The organism is Methylobacterium soli (genome assembly GCF_008806385.1).
In the GTDB taxonomy this organism is placed as follows: Bacteria; Pseudomonadota; Alphaproteobacteria; order Rhizobiales; family Beijerinckiaceae; genus Methylobacterium; species Methylobacterium soli.
Genome location: NZ_VZZK01000026.1, coordinates 64,759 through 88,881 on the forward strand (window position 1 = coordinate 64,759; position 24,123 = coordinate 88,881).

22 protein-coding genes are annotated in these 24,123 nt (G+C 71.0%); 7 read left to right on the top strand and 15 right to left on the bottom strand.

Annotated elements, in window-relative coordinates; all coding sequences use genetic code 11:
• Positions 1-19: 19 nt before the first annotated feature.
• The 5 genes from F6X53_RS21580 to F6X53_RS21600 form a co-directional block, all read right to left on the bottom strand.
• Entirely contained in the window at positions 20-226 is a 207-nt protein-coding gene (locus F6X53_RS21580) for a Trm112 family protein (protein WP_151002418.1), read from the bottom strand.
• A 26-nt stretch (positions 227-252) separates the two neighbouring features.
• Positions 253-921 carry an LON peptidase substrate-binding domain-containing protein gene (locus F6X53_RS21585; protein ID WP_151002419.1) on the bottom strand — a complete coding sequence of 223 codons (669 nt, stop codon included), beginning with the start codon at positions 919-921 and terminating at the stop codon, positions 253-255.
• Positions 922-949: 28 nt separating this feature from the next.
• Complete coding sequence (trxA, locus tag F6X53_RS21590) at positions 950-1,867, bottom strand: thioredoxin (protein WP_151002420.1); 918 nt, start codon at positions 1,865-1,867, stop codon at positions 950-952.
• Positions 1,868-2,039: 172 nt separating this feature from the next.
• On the bottom strand, positions 2,040-2,543 hold the full coding sequence (locus tag F6X53_RS21595; protein ID WP_151002421.1) for a hypothetical protein: 504 nt from the start codon (positions 2,541-2,543) through the stop codon (positions 2,040-2,042).
• Between the two features lie 63 nt (positions 2,544-2,606).
• Positions 2,607-3,584, bottom strand: a complete 978-nt coding sequence (locus F6X53_RS21600) for a glutathione S-transferase family protein (RefSeq protein WP_151002445.1) — start codon at positions 3,582-3,584, stop codon at positions 2,607-2,609.
• A gap of 303 nt (positions 3,585-3,887) precedes the next feature.
• On the opposite strand from F6X53_RS21600, the gene F6X53_RS21605 reads away from it, so the two are divergent.
• A complete protein-coding gene (locus F6X53_RS21605) occupies positions 3,888-4,115 on the top strand; it encodes a hypothetical protein (protein WP_238298377.1) in 228 nt (75 codons plus the stop codon).
• 19 nt (positions 4,116-4,134) lie between these two features.
• Here the strand turns inward: F6X53_RS21605 and F6X53_RS21610 are convergent, their stop codons facing one another.
• The gene (locus F6X53_RS21610; RefSeq protein ID WP_151002422.1) at positions 4,135-5,073 is read right to left on the bottom strand and encodes an alginate O-acetyltransferase AlgX-related protein; all 939 of its coding nucleotides are present in this window, start codon (positions 5,071-5,073) and stop codon (positions 4,135-4,137) included.
• A gap of 204 nt (positions 5,074-5,277) precedes the next feature.
• On the opposite strand from F6X53_RS21610, the gene F6X53_RS21615 reads away from it, so the two are divergent.
• The 3 genes from F6X53_RS21615 to F6X53_RS21625 all read left to right on the top strand — a co-directional run bounded on the left by F6X53_RS21615 (position 5,278) and on the right by F6X53_RS21625 (position 8,062).
• Positions 5,278-5,808 (top strand): 2'-5' RNA ligase family protein, encoded by a 531-nt coding sequence (locus F6X53_RS21615; protein ID WP_151002423.1) that lies wholly within the window; start codon positions 5,278-5,280, stop codon positions 5,806-5,808.
• A 40-nt stretch (positions 5,809-5,848) separates the two neighbouring features.
• The gene (locus F6X53_RS21620; RefSeq protein ID WP_151002424.1) at positions 5,849-6,607 is read left to right on the top strand and encodes a phosphatase PAP2 family protein; all 759 of its coding nucleotides are present in this window, start codon (positions 5,849-5,851) and stop codon (positions 6,605-6,607) included.
• Positions 6,608-6,742: 135 nt separating this feature from the next.
• Positions 6,743-8,062 carry a Gfo/Idh/MocA family protein gene (locus F6X53_RS21625; protein WP_151002425.1) on the top strand — a complete coding sequence of 440 codons (1,320 nt, stop codon included), beginning with the start codon at positions 6,743-6,745 and terminating at the stop codon, positions 8,060-8,062.
• A gap of 10 nt (positions 8,063-8,072) precedes the next feature.
• Here the strand turns inward: F6X53_RS21625 and F6X53_RS21630 are convergent, their stop codons facing one another.
• The 3 genes from F6X53_RS21630 to F6X53_RS21640 form a co-directional block, all read right to left on the bottom strand.
• Positions 8,073-8,294, bottom strand: coding sequence for a SlyX family protein (locus F6X53_RS21630; RefSeq protein WP_191970935.1), 222 nt, complete (start codon positions 8,292-8,294; stop codon positions 8,073-8,075).
• Positions 8,291-9,043, bottom strand: a complete 753-nt coding sequence (gene trhO, locus F6X53_RS21635) for an oxygen-dependent tRNA uridine(34) hydroxylase TrhO (protein ID WP_151002426.1) — start codon at positions 9,041-9,043, stop codon at positions 8,291-8,293. The genes F6X53_RS21630 and trhO overlap by 4 nt, the downstream gene beginning before the upstream one ends.
• 183 nt (positions 9,044-9,226) lie before the next feature.
• Positions 9,227-9,550, bottom strand: a complete 324-nt coding sequence (locus F6X53_RS21640; protein ID WP_151002427.1) for a winged helix-turn-helix domain-containing protein — start codon at positions 9,548-9,550, stop codon at positions 9,227-9,229.
• Between the two features lie 107 nt (positions 9,551-9,657).
• Between F6X53_RS21640 and F6X53_RS21645 the strand changes: the two genes are divergently transcribed.
• Both F6X53_RS21645 and F6X53_RS21650 read left to right on the top strand, forming a co-directional pair.
• Positions 9,658-10,404 carry a glucose 1-dehydrogenase gene (locus F6X53_RS21645; protein ID WP_151002428.1) on the top strand — a complete coding sequence of 249 codons (747 nt, stop codon included), beginning with the start codon at positions 9,658-9,660 and terminating at the stop codon, positions 10,402-10,404.
• A 291-nt stretch (positions 10,405-10,695) separates the two neighbouring features.
• A complete protein-coding gene (locus F6X53_RS21650) occupies positions 10,696-11,115 on the top strand; it encodes a DUF5990 family protein (protein ID WP_151002429.1) in 420 nt (139 codons plus the stop codon).
• 170 nt (positions 11,116-11,285) lie between these two features.
• Here the strand turns inward: F6X53_RS21650 and polA are convergent, their stop codons facing one another.
• Positions 11,286-14,399 (bottom strand): DNA polymerase I, encoded by a 3,114-nt coding sequence (gene polA / locus F6X53_RS21655; RefSeq protein ID WP_151002430.1) that lies wholly within the window; start codon positions 14,397-14,399, stop codon positions 11,286-11,288.
• 637 nt (positions 14,400-15,036) lie between these two features.
• A complete protein-coding gene (locus tag F6X53_RS21660) occupies positions 15,037-16,092 on the bottom strand; it encodes a YihY/virulence factor BrkB family protein (RefSeq protein ID WP_373876037.1) in 1,056 nt (351 codons plus the stop codon).
• A 550-nt stretch (positions 16,093-16,642) separates the two neighbouring features.
• Here F6X53_RS21660 and F6X53_RS21665 point away from each other — a divergent pair.
• Positions 16,643-18,469: a cation:proton antiporter domain-containing protein gene (locus tag F6X53_RS21665; protein ID WP_151002432.1), complete on the top strand. Its 1,827-nt coding sequence runs from the start codon at positions 16,643-16,645 to the stop codon at positions 18,467-18,469.
• A 4-nt stretch (positions 18,470-18,473) separates the two neighbouring features.
• Here F6X53_RS21665 and F6X53_RS21670 read toward each other — a convergent pair whose 3' ends face one another.
• The 4 genes from F6X53_RS21670 to F6X53_RS21690 form a co-directional block, all read right to left on the bottom strand.
• The gene (locus tag F6X53_RS21670; protein ID WP_151002433.1) at positions 18,474-19,949 is read right to left on the bottom strand and encodes a methyl-accepting chemotaxis protein; all 1,476 of its coding nucleotides are present in this window, start codon (positions 19,947-19,949) and stop codon (positions 18,474-18,476) included.
• 263 nt (positions 19,950-20,212) lie between these two features.
• The gene (locus F6X53_RS21675; RefSeq protein WP_151002434.1) at positions 20,213-21,745 is read right to left on the bottom strand and encodes a UdgX family uracil-DNA binding protein; all 1,533 of its coding nucleotides are present in this window, start codon (positions 21,743-21,745) and stop codon (positions 20,213-20,215) included.
• A 1-nt stretch (position 21,746) separates the two neighbouring features.
• Positions 21,747-22,958, bottom strand: coding sequence for a putative DNA modification/repair radical SAM protein (locus F6X53_RS21680; protein ID WP_151002435.1), 1,212 nt, complete (start codon positions 22,956-22,958; stop codon positions 21,747-21,749).
• A gap of 608 nt (positions 22,959-23,566) precedes the next feature.
• Entirely contained in the window at positions 23,567-23,998 is a 432-nt protein-coding gene (locus F6X53_RS21690; protein ID WP_151002437.1) for an OsmC family protein, read from the bottom strand.
• Positions 23,999-24,123: the final 125 nt, after the last annotated feature.

The following is a 24,123-nucleotide window of genomic DNA, read 5'->3' on the forward strand; positions in this document are numbered from 1 at the left end:
CGGGCGGGAACCGCCCGCCTCAATCCACCAGCGGGCGGGCTTCCTCGGGCAGCATGATCGGGATGCCGTCGCGGATCGGGTAGGCGAGCTTGGCGGAGCGGCTGATCAGCTCCTGGCGCTCGGCATCGTATTCCAGCGTGCCCTTGGTGAGCGGGCAGACCAGGATTTCGAGGAGCTTCGGGTCGACCCGGGTGGCCTCGATGGTGGCGGGATTGTCGTCGGACATGGCGTGTGCGCCTCTCAGGGTTGGGGTTACTGCAGCGTCGGCTCGGAGCCTGAGCTGCGCACCAACTCCATCTCGGTCACGGCGATCAAGACCTCCGCGCGGGTTTTCAGGTCCGGCGCTTCGAGCATCGCCTGCTTCTCGCGCACGCCGAAGGGGCTCATCATGCAGAGCGCGTTGACCAGCGCCTCGTTCGGCGCCTCCTCGATGCCGGCCCAATCGACCTGCAGCTCGTTCGATTCGACGAAGTCGCGCAACGCCTTCAGGACGCCCTCGCGGTCCACCGCGTCCTCGCCGGCGCGCGCCTCGAAATCCGTCGCGAAGGCATCGAAGGAGACCTGGCAGCGCCGGTAGGCCGTGGTGGTGGCGAGCTCGCTCTCGACCCGGAAGCGGCTGATGCCCGTGAGCGAGATCAGGTAGCGCCCGTCGCCGGTCTCGGCGAACTGGGTGACGCGCCCGGCGCAGCCGACCCGGTAGAGCCGCGGCACCATCGGCGAGCCGCCCCCCTCCGCGTCCGGCTGGATCATCCCGATGATCCGGTCGGTGCGCAGGGCATCGTCGATCATCGCGAGGTAGCGCGGCTCGAAGATGTTCAGCGGCATCTGGCCCCGCGGCAGCAGGAGCGCGCCGGGAAGGGGGAAGACCGGGATCACGCCGGGGCAATCCGCCGGACCCTTGTAGCCCGCATGGGTGCTCATCTCATCTCCCCCTGCCCGGACCCGGGCGTCAGGCGAACAGCAACGTGGAGAGCTTGCGCCGCCCCCGGATGGCGTCGGGGTCCATCGGCCCCCAGGCCTCGAAGAACTGAAGCAGCTGCTTGCGCGCGCCGTCGTCGTTCCAGTCCTTGTCGCGCCGACGGATCTCGATCAGGTGGTCGACCGCCTGCGCCCGCTCGCCCCGGGCGTTGAGGCCGAGCGCCAGGTCGAACCGGGCCTGGTGCGCGTCGGGATTCGCCGTGACCTCGGCCTGGAGACCCGCGAGGTCCCCGAGCGAGGCCGCCTGCTCGGCGAGCTCAATCGCGGCGCGGATGCCGGCGAGGCCCGGATCATTGGCCTTGGCCTCCGGCACCATGGCGAGCACCTGCTTGGCGTTCTCCAGTTCGCCCGCGTCGAGCTGGATCTTGGCGAGGCCCGCGAGCGCCGCGACGTTGTCGGGCTCCTGGCCGAGGACCGCCGCGTAGAGCTCGGAGGCGCCCGCGAGGTCGCCCTCCGCCAGCGCCGCGCCGGCCTCGGTCATCAGCTCGTCGATCGGGCTCGGACCGGCCGGGCCGGCGAGGCGCTCGATGAAGCTCTTCACCTGGCTCTCCGGCACGGCGCCCATGAACCCGTCCACCGGCTGGCCCTGCTGGAAGGCGATGACGGCGGGGATCGACTGGATGCCGAGCTGCCCCGCGATCGAGGGATGCTCGTCGATGTTCATCTTGGCGAGCACGACCGCGCCGCCGGCCGCCGTGACGGCCTTCTCGAGGATCGGGGTCAGCTGCTTGCAAGGGCCGCACCAGGGCGCCCAGAAATCCACCAGGACCGGCCGGTTCATCGATTCCGCGATGACGTCCTGGCGGAAGCTCGCGGTCGTGGTGTCCCGGATCACGTCGGCGGTGGCGCCGCCGGGGGCGGAGCCGGGCAAGGGGGCATCGTTCAGCATCGGATCCTCGCGGGGACGGACGTTGGCGAGTGCGCAGGGCGACTCGCGAAATCGCGAGGGCTTACATGGGGTCCGGACGGGGGCCTGACCACCCCGTTCCGGCCACGCTCCACCGGGTTCCGGGCCCTTCGCGCAGCATCGCGCGGGCTCCGGAGCGGAGCCTCGGGGCGCCTCAGGGCTTCGGAGCGTCCGGCGCCGGCTTGGCGTCGGTCAGGAAGGTCGCGGCGTAGCGGCCCTTCTCGGCGGAGTTCGCCTCGCAGACGATCTCGGTCTTGCCCGGCGACGGCGCCGTGAAGCGGCAGGCGCCCACCGCCATCACGGGGTTCTGCACTACGCCCTCCGGGGTCTTCTTGCCCGGGATCACGAGGCTGATCGGCTGCAGCGGGTCGGATTCCTCGGTGCGCTCCTGCTGGGCGCCGGTGCCGCTGAAGCTCAGGGTCTGGCCGTCGCGCGAGGCGAAATCGAAGCTCGTGCGGGTGCGCGCCGCGGTGTTCATCAGCGTGCCCGAACAGCTGCCGCTGAGATCCTGGCCGGCGATCACGAGCTGGGAGCAGGTGCCCTCGAGCTTCACAGCGGCCTGGGCCCGGGCCGAGCCGGTGGCGGCCGCCAGGGCAAAGGGTGCGACGGCGAGCGGCGCGAGAAGGAGGGCGAGGCGGGGAAGGGATCGGGTCGTCATGGCGTCCATGAAAGTTGCTGGCATTCATCTATGGCGTGGGGCGCGTCCGTCGAGGGCGGGGCCTCACGCGCAGAAGCGCAGGGCCCGGTCGTTTGGGGCGTCGAAGTCGAGGGTGGGGCCCAGCGGCACGATGCCGGTCGGGTTGATGCCCGGGTGGCTCTCGTAATAGTGCCGCTTGATGTGGGTCAGGTTCACGGTCGCGGCCACCCCCGGCAGGGCGTAGAGGTCGCGCAGGTAGTTCGAGAGGTTCGGGTAGTCGGCGATGCGCTGCCGGTTGCACTTGAAGTGGCCGACATAGACCGCGTCGAAACGCACCAGGGTGGTGAACAGGCGGATATCGGCCTCGGTGAGCCGGGCGCCGAAGAGGTAGCGGCCCGCATCGAGGCGCGCCTCCAGCGCGTCGAGCTCGGCGAACAGCGCCCCGAATGCCTCCGCGTAGGCCGCCTGGCTCGTGGCGAATCCCGCCTTGTAGACCCCGTTATTGACCCGGTCGTAGACCCGCGCGTTGACGGCATCGATCGCCCCGCGCAGATCCTCCGGGTAGAGGTCCGGGCCCGAGCCGCCGAAGGCGTCGTTGAGCATCCGGATGATCTCGGCCGATTCGTTCGAGACGATCGTCGCCCGCGCCTTGTCCCAGAGCACCGGCACGGTGACGCGGCCGGTGACATGCGGGTCGGCCTTCAGGTAGATCTCGGAGAGGCGGGTGGCGCCGTTGACGGCGTCGGGCGTCGCCCCCGGCGTGTCCCCGAAGACCCAGCCCTGCGCGCCCATATGCGGGTCCACCACCGAGACCGTGATCGCCTCCTCGAGGCCCTTGAGGGCGCGCACGATCAGGGTGCGGTGGGCCCAGGGGCAGGCGAGCGCGACGTAGAGGTGGTAGCGCCCGGCCTCGCCGGGAAAGCCCGCGACCCCGGAGGGGCCGGCGCTGCCGTCCCGCGTCACCCAGTTGCGGAACGCGGAGGGCTTGCGCTCGAAGCGGCCCCCGGTCGAGGCCGTGTCGTACCATTGATCCTGCCAGATGCCGTCGACGAGCAATCCCATCGCCTCGAGACCTTCCCGCATGCGCCCGGCCTGACGGCCCGGCTTCGCTGTGCTGAAATGGGCGCGCATGGCGGCGTGGAAAGTCCCTTTGGCCGGCGCCCGTCCCAGTTGCCGGCGGATGTGCGACCGTTTGGACACAACCTTGAGTGTATTCAATCCGTCGGCTTGCTTGGCGATAGACTTCACTTAAGCTCAGGCCTGCCCGCCTCGGATTCGGAGGGGGGCAACCTCCATCTCGGGTGCGTCGGAAACGGCGCTCCCTTTTTTTCGTTGAGGCCCTGTCTCACCCGGAGATCGATCGCCTTGGCCGTCACCCTCGTCCTGCCTCTGGCCGAAGCCGCCATGTTCACGGCGGGCTGTCTCGTCATCCACACGCAGAGGCGGCGGGCCGATCAGGTCACGGTCGCGCTCGCCTGCATCGCCGTGCTCCTCGCCTTCGTGCTCGGCCTCGCGCTCACCCCCGACAGCTTCCTGGGCGACCAGTTGATGGTCGCCATCGAGAACGGCGAGCTCGGCCAGCAGATCGATTGAGAGGCGGCCGGGAGGCCGCTCAAGCCGGGTCGGATCTGGCCTCCCTCCGAGGCGGCGCGGCCTTGGCGCGGCGGGCGGCGGCGACGTCGTAATCGTCCCGCGGCACCCGCGCGAGGAAGCGCTCGGCCAGCTCGAACACCAGCAGGTCCGGCCGCACCCGCTCGATGTAGCCCCAGTCGAGGCTCGACGACCAGACGAAGTGCACCTCGGCGAAGCTCTCCGCCAGGAGCCCGGTCAGCATGATCGGGGCGAAATGCGCGTAGGAATCCCCGAACAGGACGAGGCGCCGCCGGTCGATGCTGGGATCGGCGTTGCGATAGATCACGTGGGCGCCGGTATGCAGCGCGCTCGCGCGCCCCTCCGCCTCGTAGGCCTCCACCAGGGCGCCCGCATGGACGCGCTCGGCGGCGCGCGGGATCACGAGGTGGCTCACCGTCTCCCGCGGCTGGCCGGGGGCCTTCTCGCCGAGGTCCATCAGCCGCTCGGCCTCGAAGCGGGGGCGGGCGCCGATCTCGGGCGGGGGCACCGCCCCGAGCGCCCGCATCAGCTCCCGATAGGCCAGGAGATAACCCTCGACCGACCAATGCGTGTCGGTCCGCAGGTAGAGGGGGGCGCCGTCGCGGGCCGCGCGGAAGGGCTGGAGCAGGTCGAGATAGGCCGCGTTGCGGGCAAGGCGCCGGGCGAGCACCCGCGTCGGGGCCCGGCCCGGATCGTAGGCGAGGTCACCGGCCAGGTTGTCGTAGACGGAGAGCTTCTCGGGCACGATCAGGGTGGCCGAGCGGATGCCCAGGCGCGCGGCCCGCGCGGCGCGCGCCTCGATCAGCCGCGCCCAGGCGCGCAGGCGCCACCAGCGCCCGAGCCCGTGCCCGTACTGGTCCATGACGCGGTTGCTGCCCCCCGTGAGGAAGAGCCAGCCGTCCCGCCCGGCATGCACTGGATCCCATCTTCTGGACAACATCAGGCGTCTTTAGCCAGACCGGAGGGGAAGCGAAACCGGGGCGCGGCCCGCCTCCGCCGGCCTGCGAGGAGGGCGCCGAGGCCGCATTCCGCGCTTTTAGCCGCCTTCCGAAGCGGGCAGGCGTCGCAGGAAGCGGTCCGGGTCCGCTGGACCTCGCGCCCGCTTGCGCCATTTGGGCCGGCAGCGCCGCCCAATCCGGATCCGATGTCCCACGCCGAACCCACGCCCGATCCGCTGATCCTGACCCTCGCCTTCGACGAGCCCACCTTCGCGCGCTTCGACGGGCTGCGCCGGCGTCACTTCCCGGAGGCGCTCAACCACATTCCGGCCCACGCCACCCTGTTCCACCACCTGCCCGGCCTGCACGAGCCCGGCGTGCGCGAGACCATCGCGAGCCTCGTGCGCACGCAGGCGCCCCCCGAGGTGGCGGTGACGGGCCTGCGCTTCATCGGGCGCGGCGTCGTCTACACGCTGGAATCCGAGGCGCTGTCGGGCTTCCGGACTCGCCTCGCCCAGGCCTTCTCGGCCCATCTCACCGCGCAGGACCGGCAGGGCTGGCGCCCGCACGTCACCGTCCAGAACAAGGCGAAGCCGGAGGTGGCGCGCGCGCTCCACGCCGCGCTGGCGCAGGATTTCATGCCGTTCCGCTTCGTCGCACCCGGATTGCGGCTGTGGCGTTATCTCGGCGGGCCCTGGGACGAGCGGGCCCGCTTCGCCTTCGGAGAGAACTCGTGATGCCCCCCGCCCTGCCGCGAAACGTCCGGAGGATGCGACCGTGAAGGCGCTCCACTCCGCGCGCGGAAACCCGCTCTTCAGCCATGCCACCGCGGTCTGGCTGCGCTTTCGCCTCAACGAGGTCGGGCCGCTGGCCGCCCTCCTGACGCTGAGTTTCCTCGGCTACGGCTTCTTCTACCTCGCGGACGAGGTCGGCGAGGGCTCGACCGCGGCGCTCGACCGCAAGATCCTCCTGGCCCTGCGCAATCCCGCCGACCTCTCCGACCCGATCGGGCCGCGCTGGCTCGAGGAGACGATGCGGGACATCACCGGCCTCGGCAGCGTCTTCACCATCGTGTTCGTGACGGCCGCGGTCGCGGTCTACCTGGCGCTCGCCAACAAGCGCCGCATCGCCCTGTTCGTGGTCGCGGCGGTGGGCGGGGGCGAACTCGTCTCGACGGTGCTCAAGCTGTTCTATCACCGGCCCCGGCCCGACCTCGTGCCCCACGGCATGGAGGTGTTCACCGCGAGCTTCCCGAGCGGCCACGCCATGATGTCGGCCATCGCCTACCTGACGCTGGCGACGCTGATCGCCCGCATCGATCCGCATCGGCGCGTCAAGGCTCTGGTCCTGTTCCTCGGCGTGTTCGTCACCCTCTGCGTCGGGGTCAGCCGGGTCTATCTCGGGGTGCATTGGCCGAGCGACGTGCTGGCCGGCTGGTGCGTCGGCGCGGCCTGGGCGGCCCTGTGCTGGTTCGTCGCGCTTCAGCTCCAGCGCAAGGGCGAGGTCGAGGCCCCGGACCCGCCCCCGCCGGCCTGACCCGGCGGAACACAGCCTCCCGGGCTGGCGTTCGAGGAGCCAAGGGGGCGCCCCAACCGGGCATCGCCCCGCACGGGGCAGCGCGCCCCGCACGGGGCATCGCCCCGCGGCATCCACCCAGCATCGGCGAGGCCCATGGCGGACGACGACACGAACCTGTCCCGGCGCAACCTCCTGCGGGCCGGCGGCGCCACGCTGACGGGCGCGGCCTTCGCGATGGCGGCCCCGGCCTCCGCCGCCCAGAACCCGCCCGGCGGCCCCGCGGTGCCGGCCGATACCGGCGCGGTGCAGGGCGGCAAGATCGTGTTCCCGAACTGGCGCGGCCCCGGCGACCGCACGCCCCCGCCGCCTCCGGCCCCGATGCCGCCGGAGAAGCGGGTCGGGTTCTGCGTCGTCGGGCTCGGGCGGCTCAGCCTGGAGGAGATCCTGCCGGCCCTGGCGCAGTGCAAGCGGGCGCGCCTGACGGCCCTGATGTCGGGCAGCCCCGACAAGGCCCGGCTCGTGGCCGAGCAATACGGAATCGCCCCGGAGGCGGTCTACGGCTACGGCGACTGGGACCGGCTGCGGCAGAACCCGGCGGTGCAGGCCGTCTACGTCGTGACCCCGAACGCGCTGCACCGCGACCACGTGCTGGCGGCGGCGGGGGCGGGCAAGGCGGTGCTCTGCGAGAAGCCGATGGCGGCCTCCTCCGCGCAGGCCCGCGAGATGATCGCGGCCTGCGAGAAGGCCAATGTCAGGCTGATGATCGCCTATCGCTGCCAGTACGAGCCCTATAACCGCGAGGTGACGCGGCTTTCCCGGTCCGGCACCCTCGGCAAGCCCCGCCTGATCCAGGCCTTCAACGGCCAGACCACGGGCCTGCCCGAGCAGTGGCGGCTCAAGAAGGCGCTGGCGGGCGGGGGCGCCCTGCCGGATATCGGGCTCTACTGCCTCAACGGCACCCGGGCGCTCCTGGGCGAGGAGCCGGTCTCGGTCCAGGCCCAGATCATCTCGCCGCCCGAAGACCCGAAATTCGGCGAGGTCGAGGAGAGCGTCGCCTTCACCCTGCGCTTCCCCTCCGGCGTCATCGCCCAGTGCCTGACGAGCTACGGCGTGCACGAATCCCGCCGCCTGACGGTGCACACGGCCGGCGCCGACATCGATCTCGAGAACGCCTTCGCGTATGAGGGCCAGCGCCTGATCGTCTCCCACAAGGACGGCAAGCAGGAATCGCGCGACAACCGGGTGCTCGCGCAGAAGAACCAGTTCGCCCTGGAGATCGACCACTTCGCCCGCTGCCTGCAGGAGAACCGCCGCCCGCGCACGCCCGGCGAGGAGGGCCTGCAGGACCATGTCCTGATGGAGGCGATCTACGAGGCGGCCCGCAGCGGCGCCATCGTGGCGGTCGGCCCGCCGCCGGGAGCCGCCGAGGGCCTCGACGTCACCCGCGGGCCGGAACTCGACGAAGCCGGCTGAGGCCGCGCCCTCAATAATGCGGGGGCGGCGGCTCCGGGGCGCGCGGGTCGCCGCCGCGCTCCCCCGCCTCCTCGACGCGCTCCCGCAGGGCCGCCACCTGCCGGGTCAGGCGGTCGATCAGGCGCCACTGGTCGGTGATCGTCCGGTTCAGGTCCTCGATCGCGCGGTCCTGCTCGGTCAGGCGCATCTCCAGCCGGTCGATCCGGGCGGCGTCGTCCAGCCCGGCGCTCATCGCAGGGCCTCCGGCGGGTGGTCGGGCCGCTCGTCGAGGCCGTGGCCGAGCGCGATGCGCCCGTCGAACACGAAGCAATCGCCCTGCCAGCGGCTCTCCCCTTCCGGCACGCGCTCGAGATATTTCAGGATGCCGCCCTGGAGCAGGTGCACCTCGGCAAAGCCCTTGGCCTTCAGGTAGGCCCCGGCCTTCTCGCAGCGGATGCCCCCGGTGCAGAACAGGGCCACGGCCGGCTGCGCCGCCGGATCGAGCCGATCGGCGTAATCGCGAAAATCGCCGAAGCGGCGAATCCCCGGATCGACCGCGCCCCGGAAGGTGCCGAGCCCGACCTCGAAGGCGTTGCGGGTGTCGATCACCAGGAGGTCCGGCCGGTCGAGGAGGGCGTTCCAATCCTCCGGTGCGACGCGGGTGCCGACATCGCCCGTGGGGTCGGTGGTGCCGCAATCGAAGGTGACGATCTCGGGCTTGAACTTCACCTTCATGTGCCGGAAGGGCGGCGCCTGCGCTCCCGACAGCTTGCATTCCAGCCCATCGAGCCGCCCGGCGAGGAGCGGCCCCTCGCGAAGCGCGCCGAGGAACGCCGCGATGGCGTCCTGCGTGCCCGCGACCGTGCCGTTGATCCCCTCGCGGGCGATCAGCAGCGTGCCGGTGAGGCCGAGAGATTCGCACAACGCCAGCAGCGGCGCCCGGAGGGCCTCCGCATCGGGAAGCGGCGTGAACTGGTAGAGGGCGGCGACGGTGTAGGACATCGACCGGGGGTTTAGCAGGCGATGGCCGGGGGCGACACTGGCCCGGTGCTCCGGGCGCTGTCCTCGCTCCAGGCTGTGCTCGCGGGCGATGGTCGCGGGCTGCCGCTTCTTCAGCCTGCCGTGCCGGTTCGGCTGATCGCGCGCGATAATCGGGCCTCTCGTGCCTCGGATCGAGGCCGGCGTCTAGACGCGTGCGTAGGCGCTCATGATTGCCGACAGCAGGCCTGGAAAGCGGGCATCCACCTCGGTGCAGCGCGAATGGTTCCGCATCTCCACGCCGTGGCGCTCGCAACGGATCAATCCCGCCTCGCGCAGCACCTTGAAGTGGCTGGACAACGACGATTTCGGGATGACCCGGTCACCCACCGCGGAGACGGCCCTGCAGGCATCGACGCAGCCCGTGCCCGCGATCCTGGCGAAGATCGCCGCGCGTACGGGATCGGACAGCGCGTGCAGGATCGCTTCCGGTTGGACGTCCTCCAGCGCAGGGTGGAACAGGGGCCTCATGTTTTATCCATATGGGGGCTTGATCTCAGCTTCGGTAGTTCCGAAATTCCGAACTATGGGACTAAGGCGACCATCCCGGAGCCGGCCCATCGCGAAGGCTAGCACACATGTCAAAGCTTGAGGGCAAGGTCGCCGTGGTGACCGGCGCATCGAAGGGCATCGGCGCGGCGATCGCCAAGACATTGGCGAAGGAGGGCGCGGCGATCGTGGTGAACTACGCGTCGAGCAAGGCGGGCGCGGAGGCGGTCGTGGCGGCCATCACGTCTGCCGGGGGCCGGGCCGTCGCGGTCCAGGGCGACGTCTCCCAAGCCGCAGAGGCGCAAGCCTTGATCGAGGCGGCGGTGCAGCAATTCGGCCGGCTCGACGTGCTGGTCAACAATTCCGGCGTCTATGAATTCGCACCCATCGAGGACGTGACCGAGGCGCATTATCGCCGTCTCTTCGACGTCAACGTGCTGGGCGTCCTGCTGGCGACCCAAGCCGCGTCGAAGCATCTCGGGGACGGCGGCAGCATCATCAACATCTCGTCGGCCATCACCCATGTGCATACGCCGAGTGCGGCGGTCTATGCGGGGACCAAGGGCGCTCTGAACGCGATCTCGGGTGTCCTCGCCAACGAGCTGGCTCCGCGCAGGATCCGGGTCAACGTGGTCAGCCCCGGCTTCGTGGTGACCGAGGGCACGCATACCGCCGGCGTCGTCGGCTCCGACATGGAGGCGGGCTTCGTCGCACAGACGCCGCTCGGCCGGGCCGGCCAACCTGACGACATCGCCGGCGTCGTCGCGTTCCTGGCATCCGACGATGCCCGCTGGCTGACCGGCGAGGACATCACCGCGAGCGGCGGTATTCGCTGACGCGCGGCGATGGTGCCTGCCTGCGCTCACGCATGGGGCGCGCAGGCGCAGGATCCGAACGCCTGATGAGGGCGGGCAGGCGGCTCTCGGCCGAGGTCATGCTGGCTGCCACATGTCCGCCTCTCCGGCCTCGCCTCCGAAAGGGTAGGGTGGCCCAACCCACCCGGGGCGGGTGTTTCCTCATACACGTCCGCGACGCGGACCCGGCCGGAAGACGCGGCGCGCGAGCCGTTGCCGGGTCCGGCCAGGTCCGAGTACGGGGAAGCCGGCATTCGCGAAGCGGGAACGGGCATGGCGGAAGGTCAGGTCATCACCCTGAGGCTCAGGATCCTGGATCCGCTCCCCGGCGTGGCCTACAGCCTGCAGAACCGGAAGAGCGAGCCGGTGGGGCAGGTCACCGCGGGTAATGGACCCATCGCGTTCGATGTGCCGGTCCGGGTCGCGCCGGGGCCGAGGCTCGCGGGGGATTTCGTCCGCCGCGAGGGGGCGGGTCGATGCTTCGTCTACATCGCGATCGGCGAGCAGGCCGGGCAGCACCCCTCCGCATGGAGCCGGCGCGCCAAGGTCGACATCCCTGCGCTCTCCGCCGCGCTGCTGGACCAGGCCCTGGCCGGCGCCGTGCTCGAGGCCGAGCTTCCCGGCAGGGCGAAGGATGGCGGACCGGCCTGCGCGACGTTGCACCCGATCGCAGGCTGGCAACCCGTCGCCTGACCACGCCCCGATGATCTGAGATCCGCGCGCCGCCTTGAGCGCAGATGGCCGCGTCAGGGGCGGTGAGACCGCGTCAAGGGCGGCGACGATCGGTTTCCAAGCTTTCGGTCCTGGTCCTCAACCGTGTTTCGACGGCCTCCCTTCGAGGGCTGAACCCGGACCGCCAGTCCTCAATGCGCCTCCTCCCAGTTCCCCGCGGCCCGGGCCTCGACGGCGAGCGGCACGCGCAGCGTGATGCCGGGGGAGGGGGCTTCCTCCATCACCCGCGAGATCACGGGCAGCGCGCGCGCGACCTCCTCCTCGGGGGCCTCGAAGACGAGCTCGTCATGCACCTGCAGCAGCATGCGCACGTTGAGCCGCTCGGCCGCGAGCGCGCCCTCCATCCGGGTCATGGCCCGGCGGATGATGTCGGCGGCGGTGCCCTGGATCGGGGCGTTGATGGCTTGGCGCTCGACGCTGGCGCGCTCCTGCGGGTTGTTCGAGCGGATCTGCGGGTAGTGGCAGACGCGGCCGAACAGGGTGGTGACGTAGCCCTTGTCGCGGCAGAACTTCTTGGTGTCGTCGATATAGGCGCGGATGCCGGGGAATCGCTCGAAATACTGCTTGATGAAGGCCGAGGCCTCCCCCTGCGGGATGCCGAGGCGGTCGGCGAGGCCGAAGGCCGAGATGCCGTAGATGATGCCGAAATTGATGGTCTTGGCGCGCCGGCGCAAATCCGGCGTCATCTCGGCAAGGGGCACCCCGAACATCGCCGAGGCGGTCGCCGCGTGGATGTCGATGCCGTCCGCGAAGGCCTGGCGCAATTGCGGGATGTCGGCGATGTGGGCCAGCAGCCTGAGCTCGATCTGCGAGTAATCGGCCGAGATCAGCTTGTTGCCCTCCGCCGCCACGAAGGCGCGGCGGATGCGCCGGCCCTCCTCGGTGCGGATCGGGATGTTCTGCAGGTTCGGGTCGGAGGAGGAGAGCCGGCCCGTGGTGGTGGCGGCGAGCGAGAACGAGGTGTGCACCCGGTTGGTGTCGCGCTCGGCATGCTCCTGCAGCGAATCCGTGTAGGTGGATTTCAGCTTCGCGAGCTGGCGCCATTCGAGGATCTTCTTCGGGAGCGGGTGGCCCGCCTGCGCCAGCTCCTCGAGCAGCGTCGCGGGGGTCGCCCACTGGCCGGACGGCGTCTTCTTGGCGCCGGGCAGGCCCATCTTGCCGAACAGGATGTCGCCGATCTGCTTGGGCGAGGAGACCGAGAAGGTCTCGCCCGCATCCTCCTGGATCTCCTCCTCCAGCCGCGCCAGCGTCTGGGCGAAATCGCCCGAGAGCCGGCTCAGCATGTTGCGGTCGACCCGGATGCCGCGGCCCTCCATCCGGGCCACGACGGGCACGAGCGGGCGCTCCAGGGTCTCGTAGACGGCCACGCGCCGCTCGGCCACGAGGCGGGGCTTCATCATCCGCCACAGGCGCAGGGTCACGTCCGCGTCCTCGGCCGCGTAGGCGGTGGCCTTGTCGAGGGGCACCTTGTCGAAGCTGACCTTGGCGCGCCCCGTGCCGGCCACGTCCGCGAAGGTGATGGGCTGGTGGCCGAGATGGCGGCGGGCGAGCTCGTCCATGCCGTGTCCGCCCTTGCCGGCATCGAGCACGTAGGAGATCAGCATGGTGTCGTCGAAGGGCGCCACCGTGATCCCGTAGCGCGAGAGCACGAGCCAGTCGTATTTGAGGTTCTGGCCGACCTTGAGCACGCCCGGATTCTCGAGGAGCGGCTTCAGCAGCGCCAGCGCCTCGTCGAGGGGGATCTGGCCGGGCAGCAGGCCCTCGCCGAACAGGTCCTCGCCGCCCCGATGCGTCAGCGGGATGTAGGCGGCGCGCCCCGGGGCGGTGGCCAGCGAGACGCCGACGAGGCCGGCGCGGTTGGCATCGAGCGCGTCGGTCTCGGTGTCGACCGCGATCACGCCCGCCGCCTCGGCCTCGGCGATCCAGGCCTGCAGCTGCGCCGCCGACCCGATCGTCTCGTAGGCCGCCGTGTCGAAGGGCTTGACGGATTCGGCCGCGCGCGCCGCCACCACGTTCGAGGGCGTCGGCTCGGCCGGGCCCCGCGGCCTGGCGGGCGCGTCCGGCAGGTTCAGGTCGGCGAAGGGGTCGATCTCGGGGGGCGCCTCGCCGTCGCGGCGCTCGGCTCCGGCCGCCCCGGTCTCGGGATCGGGCGGCACGCTGTCGCCGAAGAACGGCACCGGGTCGCTGCCGCCCTCCGGGTTGGCGTAGCCGTGCGGCGTGCCGCCGGGCAGGAGGCTCGGGTCGGGGCGCACGGCCTCGGGGTCGACATGCAGCATCTGGGCGATGCGGCGCGTCAGGGTGTTGAACTCCATCGCCTTGAGGAAGCCGACGAGCTTCTCCGGGTCGGGCGCGGGCAGGCGCAGGGCGTCGAGCGGCACCGGGACCGGCACGTCCTCGATCAGCGCCACGAGCTTGCGCGAGAGCTTCGCCTGATCGATGTTGGCGAGCAGCGTCTCGCGGCGCTTGGGCTGCTTGATCTCGCCCGCCCGCTCCAGGAGGGCGTCGAGGCTTCCGAACTCCTTGATCAGGGCGGCGGCGGTCTTCAGGCCGATCCCGGGCACGCCCGGCACGTTGTCGGAGGTGTCGCCGATCAGCGCCAGCGCGTCGCCGATCTGGTTCGGCTGCAGGCCCTCCCACTTGGCCACGATCGCGTCCACGTCGAGGTTGCGCTCGGGCCGGTAGCCGGGCTTACCCTTGGCGCCGGACTCGAAATCGTAGAATCGCACCAGGGGCCCGACGAGCTGCATCAGGTCCTTGTCGGAGGAGACGATGATGACGCCCGCGCCCCGCGCCTCGGCCTGGCGCGCGTAGGTGGCGATGAGGTCGTCGGCCTCGTAGCGCTCCAGCTCCACCGCGTGCAGCCCGAAGGCCCGCACCGCCTCGCGCATCAGCGGCATCTGGCGCTTGAGGTCGTCGGGCGCGTCCGGCCGGTGGCCCTTGTAATCGGGGAACATCTCCTTGCGGAACGAGCCCTCGGACTTGTCGAAGACAATGCCGAGATGGGTCGGGCAGGTCCCGGCCGCGCCCTCCTGCACGAATTGCGCGATCTTGGCGCAGAACAGCCGCACCGCGCCGGTGGGGAGCCCGTCCGAGGGCCGGAAATTGTAGCGCTCGGGCTGGTTGATCGACTGGAAATAGGCCCGGAAGATGAACGACGAGCCGTCCACCAGGATGATCTGGTCGCCGGGCCCGACGGGCTTGTCGTCGGGGGCGGGCGCGGCGGTGGTGGAGGCGGCGTTCGTCATGCGCGATGGTCTGCGGGAAAAACGGCGTTTCGTCGAGGGCGCGAGACCGTATCGATAGCGTCCGCTCCACGCCGTCAGTTCGGGCACAAATGACGCAACGCGCCCCCTCTCCCGTGCGGGAGAGGGTTGGGGTGAGGGATGCGCGCTATCCGGAGAGGTCGCATCCCTCACCGTGCCGCCCTCGCGGCTTCGACCACTCCCGGACGGGGGAGGTGAGGCGTGCGCGCGACTGGCAGCGCGGGTGTCAGGACCAGCCCGGATAGCGCGACCGGCCCCCTCTCCCGTGCGGGAGAGGGTTGGGGTGAGGGGTGAGCGCTGTCCGGAAAAGTCGCACCCCTCACCCGTTCCGCTTTCGCGGATTCGACCACTCCCGGACGGGAGAGGTGGGGCGTGCGCGCGACTGGCAGCGAGGGTGTCAGGACCAGCCCGGATAGCGCGACCGGCCCCCTCTCCCGTGCTGGAGAGGGTTGGGGTGAGGGATGCGACCTCTCCGGAAAAGTCGCACCCCTCGCCCGGTCGGCCCACGCCGACTCGACCTCTCCCGGATGGGAGCGGTGGGGCGTCCGGGCGACTGGCAGCGAGGGTGTCAGGACCAGCCCGGAGAGAGCCGGGGCCTCGTTCACGGGAGCTCCGGCCCTCAGGTCGCCGCCCCCACCGTGTCGGCCATCTTGGCCCGGCGCGTGCCCAGCGGCTGGGGCTGGCCGACCGTGGTGTCCGTCGCGGTCTGGTGCTCCATCTCGGCGTTGATCTCGGCGCCCACCAGCACGATGATGGTCGAGATCCAGATCCAGGTCATGAAGCCGATCGCGGCGCCGAGCGAGCCGTAGGTCTCGTTGTACTTTCCGAAATTCGAGACGTACCACGAGAACAGAACCGAGGTGACGAGCCACAGGGCCGCCGCGATGGCGCTGCCCCAGGTGACCCAGCGCCAGCGCGGCGCGTCCCGGCTCGGGCCGTAGCGGTAGATCAGCGCGAGGCCGAGCAGCACGACGAGGTAGAGGACCGGCCAGCGCAGGAGCGCGATGTACCAGGCATCCCCGGAGAGCCCGATCGTGTTCAGCACCACCGGCACCACCACGATTCCGACGAGCGCGACGACGATGAACAGCAGCGCGCCGGCCGTGAAGGTGAGCGAGCGCAGGTTGAGCCAGAGGAAGTTCCGCTTCTCGCGCTCCTCGTAGACGATGTTGAGGGCGTCGAAGACGGCCTTCATGCCGCCATTGGCGCTCCAGATCGAGAGGGCGAGGCCGGTGAAGAAGGTGATGCCCAGGGTGGTGTCGCCCTTGGCGGCGATGCGCTTCACCTGCTCGCCGACGATCTCGAGGGCGCCCGAGGGCAGCACCCCCTGCAGGCTCGCCAGATGCTCGTTGATGGTGCCCACATCGGCGACGAGCCCGTAGGAGGAGACCAGCGCCGCGGCCGCCGGGAAGATCGCCAGCAGCACGTAGAAGGTCACGCCCGCCGCGACCAGGACGAGGCGGTTCTCGCCGATGTCGTGGAACACCCGCAGGCCGATGTCCTTCCAGCCGCTCGCCGGGATCTCGGAGGGCGTCGAGGCCTGGCGGCCGCGCTCCCCTTGCGTCCGCGCCACCTGCTGGGCCTCCGGCCCGGCGTGAGAGGGGGAGGGCGCGCGGGGATCCTCGGAGCGCCCGCCCGCAGCCTGGCCCGGATCCGGGCTCCGGCGGCGCGGCATCGCCACGAGGCCGAGCAGCGCGGTTGCCAACGCCACCGTCCAGACGGTGGAGTTGCGGCTTTCCCGGCTGTCGACCCGCCCCAGAGCCTCCCGCCGCATGATTTCGTCCCGCGTCGTCATCGCCGCCTCGCTGGGCCGCACCCGATGAGGTGCATGATCCAGGGCGACAACGGAGCATTGCACGCTCCGGTTTCACGAAAACGTGTCGTGGCGGGCACGGAGGACCTTGCAAGCTCTGCGCTTATCCTTGCTCGCCCTGGATTGGCCCGCATCGTTGCTCCCGCAACCCGGCGCGAAATCTTGCGCGAAACCGGGGCCTCCGGGCGCGTTATCGTATCGGCGGCTCAACCGTCCGGCGCGGTTCCGACGTGGCTCTGTGCGGTGGGGCTGTGCGCTGGGGCTGTGCGCTGGGGCACCGCGGGTGCAGTCCGGCACGGATTTTGAGGAAGGTCTCGGTTAGGAAGGTGTCCGGTGCCGCGGGTCCGCCCGAACCCGGCCGCGCCGCCCCCGGAATGCCAGTCCTGCCCTCAGCCCAGGAGACGAGAGACCCGTGCCGCACGCGACCGAGTTGATCGCCATCATCGCCCTCGGGCTCGTGCTCGCCTTCCTGTGCGGGATGGCCGCCCAGCGCCTGCGGCTGCCGCCGCTGGTCGGCTACCTGCTGGCGGGGGTCCTCGTCGGGCCCTACACGCCGGGCTTCGTCGGCAATAGCGGGCTCGCCGGGCAGCTCGCCGAGATCGGCGTGATCCTGCTGATGTTCGGGGTCGGCCTGCATTTCTCGATCAAGGACCTGATGGCGGTGCGCAGCATCGCGCTGCCGGGCGCCGTGGTGCAGATCGGGGTGGCGACCATCATGGGGGGCGGCCTGGCGCTCGCCTGGGGCTGGAGCCTCGGAGCCGGCCTCGTCTTCGGCCTCGCGCTCTCCGTGGCCAGCACCGTGGTGCTGCTGCGGGCCCTGGAGGAGCGCAACCTCCTCGACAGCGACAAGGGCCGGATCGCGGTGGGCTGGCTCATCGTCGAGGACCTCGCCATGGTGCTGGCCCTGGTGCTGCTGCCGGCGCTCGCGCCCTCGCTCGGCGGCAGCGCCGGCGGGGCGGGCCACCATGGCGCGGGCGGCGGCATCTGGCTCACCCTCGGGCTGACGCTGGCCAAGGTCGCGGTCTTCACCGCCGTGATGCTCGTCGGCGGGCGCCGCATCGTGCCCTGGCTCCTCGATCAGGCGGCCCGCACCGGCTCGCGGGAATTGTTCACCCTCGCGGTCCTGGCGCTGGCGCTCGGCATCGCCTTCGGCTCGGCGGAGCTGTTCGGGGTCTCCTTCGCGCTCGGCGCCTTCTTCGCCGGCATGGTGCTCGCCGAATCCGACCTCAGCCATCAGGCGGCGGCCGATTCGCTGCCGCTGCAGGACGCCTTCGCGGTCCTGTTCTTCGTCTCCGTCGGCATGCTGTTCGATCCCGGCATCCTGATCCGGGAGCCGCTCTCGGTGCTGGCGGTCCTGGGCGTGATCATGCTCGGCAAGTCGGTCGCCGCGGTGGCGATCGTGCTGGCCTTCCGCCACCCGGTTGGCACCGCCCTGACCATCGCCGCGAGCCTGGCGCAGATCGGCGAGTTCTCCTTCATCCTCGTCGGCCTCGGCCTGTCGCTCAAGCTCCTGCCCGAGGAGGGCCGCGACCTCATCCTCGGAGGCGCGCTCCTGTCGATCACCCTCAACCCGCTCTTCTTCGCCCTCGCGGCGCGGGTCGAGCGCGCGCTGTCCGAGCGCCCGACCCTCGCCGCCCGCTTCGAGCGGCAGGGCGCCGGCCAGGTCGCGATGGCGAGCGAGGCCGGGCCGCGCCGCGACCACGCGGTCGTCATCGGCTACGGCCGGGTCGGCAGCAGCATCGGCACGGCGCTCCGGGCCTGGGACCTGCCCTACGTGGTGGTCGACCGCGACCGGCGCCGGGTCCTGGAGCTGCGCGCGCAGGGCGTCGACGCGGTCTTCGGCGATGCCGCCGCCCCGGGCATCCTGGAGGCCGCCGATATCGGCAGCGCCCGGCTCCTCGTGCTCGCGACGCCGGATTCGCACCAGACCCGCCGCCTGATCGAGATCGCGCGGGGCGCCAATCCGGGGATCGACACCGTCATCCGCACCCACAGCGACAGCGAGCGCCGGCGCCTGGAGGAGGAGCGGGTCGGCCTCGTGCTGATGGGCGAGCGGGAACTGGCGCTCGGCATGACCCTCTACGCGCTGCGCAGCCTCGGCGTGAAGGAGGGCGAGGCCCGCCTCTTCGTCGATTCGAGCCGCCAGGAGAGCCGCGCCGCGCCGGAGGCGGAGGTCGAGGCCGGCCCGGTCGCCCCGGAGCTGCGCCCGCACAAGGAGGCGGACGCCGCGAAGGCGTGAGCGCTCAGGCTGCGCGCGAGGACGTCCGGACCGTCTGGGTCGCCGCGTCCACCCGCTCCGTCGAGCGGGCGATCTCGCCGAGGCTGCCGGTGATCTCGGCCACGCCCCGCGAGGCCGTCTGCATGCTGGCCGACATCTCGCGGGTCACGGCGGATTGCTCCTCGACGGCGGCCGAGATCGTGCTGGCCACCTCGTTCAGCGCCAGGATGGTGGATTGGATCGAGTCGATGGCGCCGACCGCGTCCTGGGTGACCTGCTGGGTCGCCGCGATCTGCGCCCCGATCTGCTCGGTCGCCTTCGAGGTCTGAGCCGCCAGCGCCTTCACCTCGGTGGCCACCACGGCAAAGCCCCGCCCCGCCTCGCCGGCCCGCGCCGCCTCGATGGTGGCGTTGAGGGCCAGCAGGTTCGTCTGCGCGGCGATGCCCTGGATCAGGGCCACCACCTCGCCGATCCGGGTGGCGGCGTCGCTCAGGCCCGAGATGATGGCGCCGGTCTCCCGGGCCTGCGCGACGGCCTTGCCGGAAATCTCGGAGGCATGCGTGACCTGCTGGCTGATCTCCGAGACCGAGGCGGCGAGTTCCTCCGCCCCGGAGGCGACGGTCTGGATGTCCGAGGAGACCTGCGTGGAGGCCTGGGCGGCCTGCCCCGCCTGGCGCGAGGCGCCGGACGCGGCCTCCGCGATGTCGTTCAGCCCGAGGGCGATGGCGGCCTGGGTCTCGGCGCGGCGACGGCGCTCGAGCACCTGCGCGGTCACGTCGGTGGCGAACTTGACGACCTTCACGAGCCGGCCGTCGCAATCGAAGATCGGGTTGTAGGAGCCCTGGATGAAGACCTCGCGCCCGCCCTTGGCGATGCGCCGGTACTCGCCGGCCTGGTACTCGCCCCGGCCGAGGCTGTCCCAGAAGCTCCGGTAGGCGGGGCCGGCCCGGTCCTCGGCATCGACGAACAGGCTGTGATGGCGCCCCTGGATCTCGTCCAGGCGGTAGCCGACGACCGCGAGGAAATTCGCGTTGGCCGTGACGATGCTGCCGTCGAGGGTGAACTCGATGACCGCCTGCGAGCGCTGCAGCGCCTTGATCTGGCCTTCGTGATCGGTGGTCCGCAGCACCTGCGCGGTCACGTCGGTGGCGAACTTGACCACCTTCACGGGCTTGCCGCCGCGCCCCAGGACGGGATTGTAGGTCGCCCGCAGCCAGATCTCGCGCCCATCCTTGGCGATCCGCTTGAACTCGCCGGATTGGTGCTCGCCGCGGCCGAGGGCCGCCCAGAAGGCGCGGTACGCGTCGCTGTCGCGCAGGCGCGGCTCGACCATCAGGGCGTGGGGTTTGCCCCGGATCTCGTCCAGCGCGTACCCGACCGCGTCGAGGAAGTTCTGGTTCGCGGCCAGGATCGTGCCGTCGAGCGTGAACTCGATGACCGCCTGCGAGCGGTTCAGCGCCTCGATCTTGGAACGGACGTCGCCATCGTTGAGGAAGTTCATCGTCGCATCTCGCGCGGAAGACCCAGTCCAGACCGCCGCGCTCGGATCCGGAGCCATTCTGTACAAGCTGATCCTCGCTGAAACCTCGTTAACGACCCGTGTAAATTGCCGCCTTCTGAATCAAAACACATCAAATTGATGAGCACATACGGGTCAATTCAGTGATCTGGAGTCACAAAGCGTCGCGTGAGTGGTCGATCTTCGCGCTTAGGTTGTATTCGCGTGGGCCGCGCCCCGCGGAACCGGGGCCGGTCGCGGGGTGATCAGGCCGCCAGCTCCTGCGCCAGCGCCTCCACCCGGCGCAGGTCGTCGACGAATTGCGCGTAGGCCTCGGCCTTGGCCTCGTCGGGCAGCCGCAGCAGGTAGGAGGGGTGGACCGTGATGAAGCCCTGGAAGCGGTTGTCGAACCGCTCGAAGCGGAACGGCCCCCGGGCCCGGGTGATCGGCACAGCCTTGCCGGTGAGCGCCAGCACCGCCGTCGCGCCGAGCGCCACCACGAGCTTCGGGGCGACGAATTCGAGCTCCCGGTCGAGCCACCAGCGGTAATGGCTGACCTCCCCGGCGGTGGGCTTCTGGTGGATGCGGCGCTTGCCGCGCTCCTCGAACTTGAAGTGCTTGACGGCATTCGTCAGGTAGGCCTCGCCGCGCACGAGGCCGGCCTCCGCCATGGCGCGGGCGAGGAGCTGGCCCGCCGGACCCACGAAGGGCCGGCCCTGCCGGTCCTCCTGGTCGCCCGGCTGCTCGCCCACGAACGCCACCGTGGCGCCGACCGGCCCCTCGCCGAGCACGGCCTGGGTGGCGCCCGGCACGAGGGGCTCGGTGCGGCGGATGATGGCGTTGAGTTCGTCGAGCGAGGTCGGGTCCTGCTCGGCCATGGCGGCCACCGCGCGGGCGGGCTGGCGCTTCGTCGGCATCTGCGGCTCCCTCTCGATCATCGCGGCGGTGCGGGCGCCCGCCGCCCGGATCAGGCCCGGAATCGCGGCGGTCTCGGGCATGTTGTGCCAGTATTTCTTGGGCATCTCGGCCCGCATCGCCCGCAGGTTGGTGCGGGCCGGGTTGAAGGTGCTCTCATAGTAATCCCGCCAGCCCGCCTCGAAGCCGTCGCCGGGCGGCACGTCCTCGCGCCGGCCCGGCGGGCCGAAGCGGAGCGCCGCCCCGTCCCAGAGGGCGGAGCCCTCCGGCGTCAGGATGGTCCAGCGCAGGGCCCGGAAGCGCTCCACGAAGAAGGGGGCGGCCGCCTCCAGGATGTGGTGCTCCGGCTCGAACCACGCGACGAAGCGCTCGGTTCCCGCATTCTCCGGCACGCGGCGGAAGCGCAGGAAGGCGTGCATCTTGTGCAGGTCGCGCTGGATCGCCTTGCGCATCAGGGCGAGGCGATGAACCAAAGGGTCGCTCGCGACCTCCAGGAGCTGGCGCTCGCCCCTCAGGATCCGCCAGATCAGGGCGTGGAGCAGGGCGTAGCGCTCGGGATCGCGATGGGGCACCACCATGGGCACGAGATCCGCCACCGCGCGGGGCAGCGGCACCGGCGCGCCGGCGGCCGGCGCCTCGGTGGCCCCGAACAATTCCGGCGCCGCCCCGCTCGACCAGGCCACGCGCTCGGGCGGCACGCCCTCGGCCACGAGGCCGCGCAGGGCGGCCCGGAAGCCCGCGAGGTCGGCCCCGGGCGCGAGCAGGATCGTGCGCAGGGGGGCGCCCGCGCGCGGCGCCGGCCGGTCCTCCGCGTCCGTTCGGGCGAGGTCGCGCCCGCGAAGCGGACCGGGCGATGGGGCCTGTCGCGGGGCGCGCGCCTTCATCTCAGAACAGGCTCAGCTGCTCTGCCGGCTCGGCGAGCCGGGCGCGCAGGTCGAGGCGGTCGGTGAGCCCGGCCGGGCGGTAATCGGCGGCGATCAGGAAGGGCCGGGCGCGCTTCAGGCCCGAGGTGAGCCGGGCGACGTCGTCGAGGCGCAGGCTGGTGTGGCGGCGCGCCTTGATGATCTTGTCGACGGCGCGGGCGCCCAGGCCCGGCACCCGCAGCAGCATCTCCCGGTCGGCCCGGTTCACGTCGACGGGGAAGCGATCCCGGTTCTTCAGCGCCCAGGCGAGCTTCGGATCGACGTCGAGGGCGAACATGCCGTCATCGGTGGCGTCCGCCACGTCGTCGGGGGTGAACGCGTAATAGCGCAGCAGCCAATCCGCCTGGTAGAGCCGGTGCTCGCGCTGGAGCGGCGGGGATTTCAGGGGCAGGATCGTCGAGCCGTCGGGAATCGGGCTGAAGGCCGAGTAATAGACCCGCTTCAGCCCGAAGCTGTCGTAGAGATGCGCGCTCTTGCGGATCAGCGCCTCGTCCGAGGTCGCGTCGGCGCCCACGATCACCTGCGTCGATTGCCCGGCCGGCGCGAAGCGGCGGCGCTCGGCCTTGGCCTCGGCGATGCGGCCGCCGATCTGCGCCATCGCCCCCTGGATCGAGGCGCCGTCCTTCTCGGGCGCCAGGCGCTCCAGGCTCGCCTCCGTCGGCAATTCGAGGTTGATCGAGAGCCGGTCGGCGTAGAGCCCCGCCTCCTCGATCAGCCACGGGCTCGCCTCGGGGATCGACTTCAGGTGGATGTAGCCGCGAAAGCCGTGGTCGCGCCGCAGGGCCTTCGCCACCCGCGTCAGCAACTCCATGGTGTGGTCCGGTGACTTGATGATGCCCGAGGAGAGGAACAAACCCTCGATGTAGTTGCGCTTGTAGAACTCCACCGTGAGGGTCACCACCTCCTCGACCGTGAACTTCGCCCGCCGCACGTTCGAGGAGCGCCGGTTGACGCAATAGGCACAGTCGAACAGGCAGTAATTGGTCAGCAGGATCTTCAGGAGCGAGATGCAGCGCCCGTCCGGCGTGTAGGCGTGGCAGATGCCCGCCCCCGTGGTCGAGCCGAGCCCATCCGGCCCGGCCGCCCGCTTCGGCGCCCCCGAGGAGGAGCAGGACGCATCGTACTTGGCGGCATCGGCGAGGATGCGCAGCTTCTTGGCCAGAATCTCGTCCATGCGGATAAAATGCCGCTCGTTCGCGTTTTGTTCAAGGCACGCGAGCGCCCCATCCCGCGCCGTGGCGCCGCACCCGCGGGCCGCGCGGTCGGCGCGACCGGCCCCCTCTCCCGTTAGGGAGAGGGTTGGGGTGAGGGGTGCGCGTTGTCCGGAGAAGTCGCACCCCTCACCCGGTCGGCTCGCGCCGACTCGACCTCTCCCGGACGGGAGAGGTGGCGTGCAGCGTTGTCCCAGGGCTCCGCTTCAGCCCGGAGATAAAGGCGCGGGCAGCGCGACGGGCCCCCTCTCCCGTGCGGGAGAGGGTTGGGGTGAGGGGTGCGCGTCGTCCGGAGAGGTCGCACCCCTCACCCGGTCGGCTCGCGCCGACTCGACCTCTCCCGGACGGGAGAGGTGGGGTGCAGCGTTGTCCCAGGGCTCCGCTTCGCAGCCCGGAGAGAATGGCGCGGGCAGCGCGACGCGCCCCCTCTCCCGTGCGGGAGAGGGTTGGGGTGAGGGGCGCGACCTATCCCGAAAAGTCGCACCCCTCACCGTTCCGCGATCGCGGATTCGACCGCTCCCGAACGGGAGAGATGGGGCGCAATCCCCTCCACGCCGTCGGCGAGGGGGGCTCAGCCCTGCTTGAGCGTGGCGTTCAGGGTGATCTCGGCGTTGAGCACCTTGGAGATCGGGCAGCCGGTCTCGGCGGCGTGGGCCAGTTCCTCGAACTTCGCCTGGTCGATGCCCGGGATCGTGGCCGTGAGGGTGAGGGCGGATTTCGTCACCTTGAAGCCGGCGCCGTCCTTCTCGAGGGTGACGACCGATTCGGTGGTCATCTCGGTGGCGGCGAGACCCGCCTCCTGGAGCTGGAAGGCCAGCGCCATGGTGAAGCAGCCCGCATGCGCCGCCGCGATCAGCTCCTCGGGATTCGTGCCGGGCTTGTCCTCGAACCGGGTGTTGAAGCCGTAGGGCTGGTCCGAGAGCACGCCCGACTGGGTCGTGATCCGGCCCTTGCCCTCGCGGCCATTGCCCTGCCAAACGGCGTGCGCCTTGCGGTTGATCATGGCTCTGTCCTGCGTCGCGGGGCGGCGCCGACGCGGATCTGCGCGGGCTCGGCTCCCTGTGCCCCATCGAGGTGGGGCGGGCCCCGGCGAAATCCAGCGCGAGCCGGAAACAGCCCGGGCCGGGG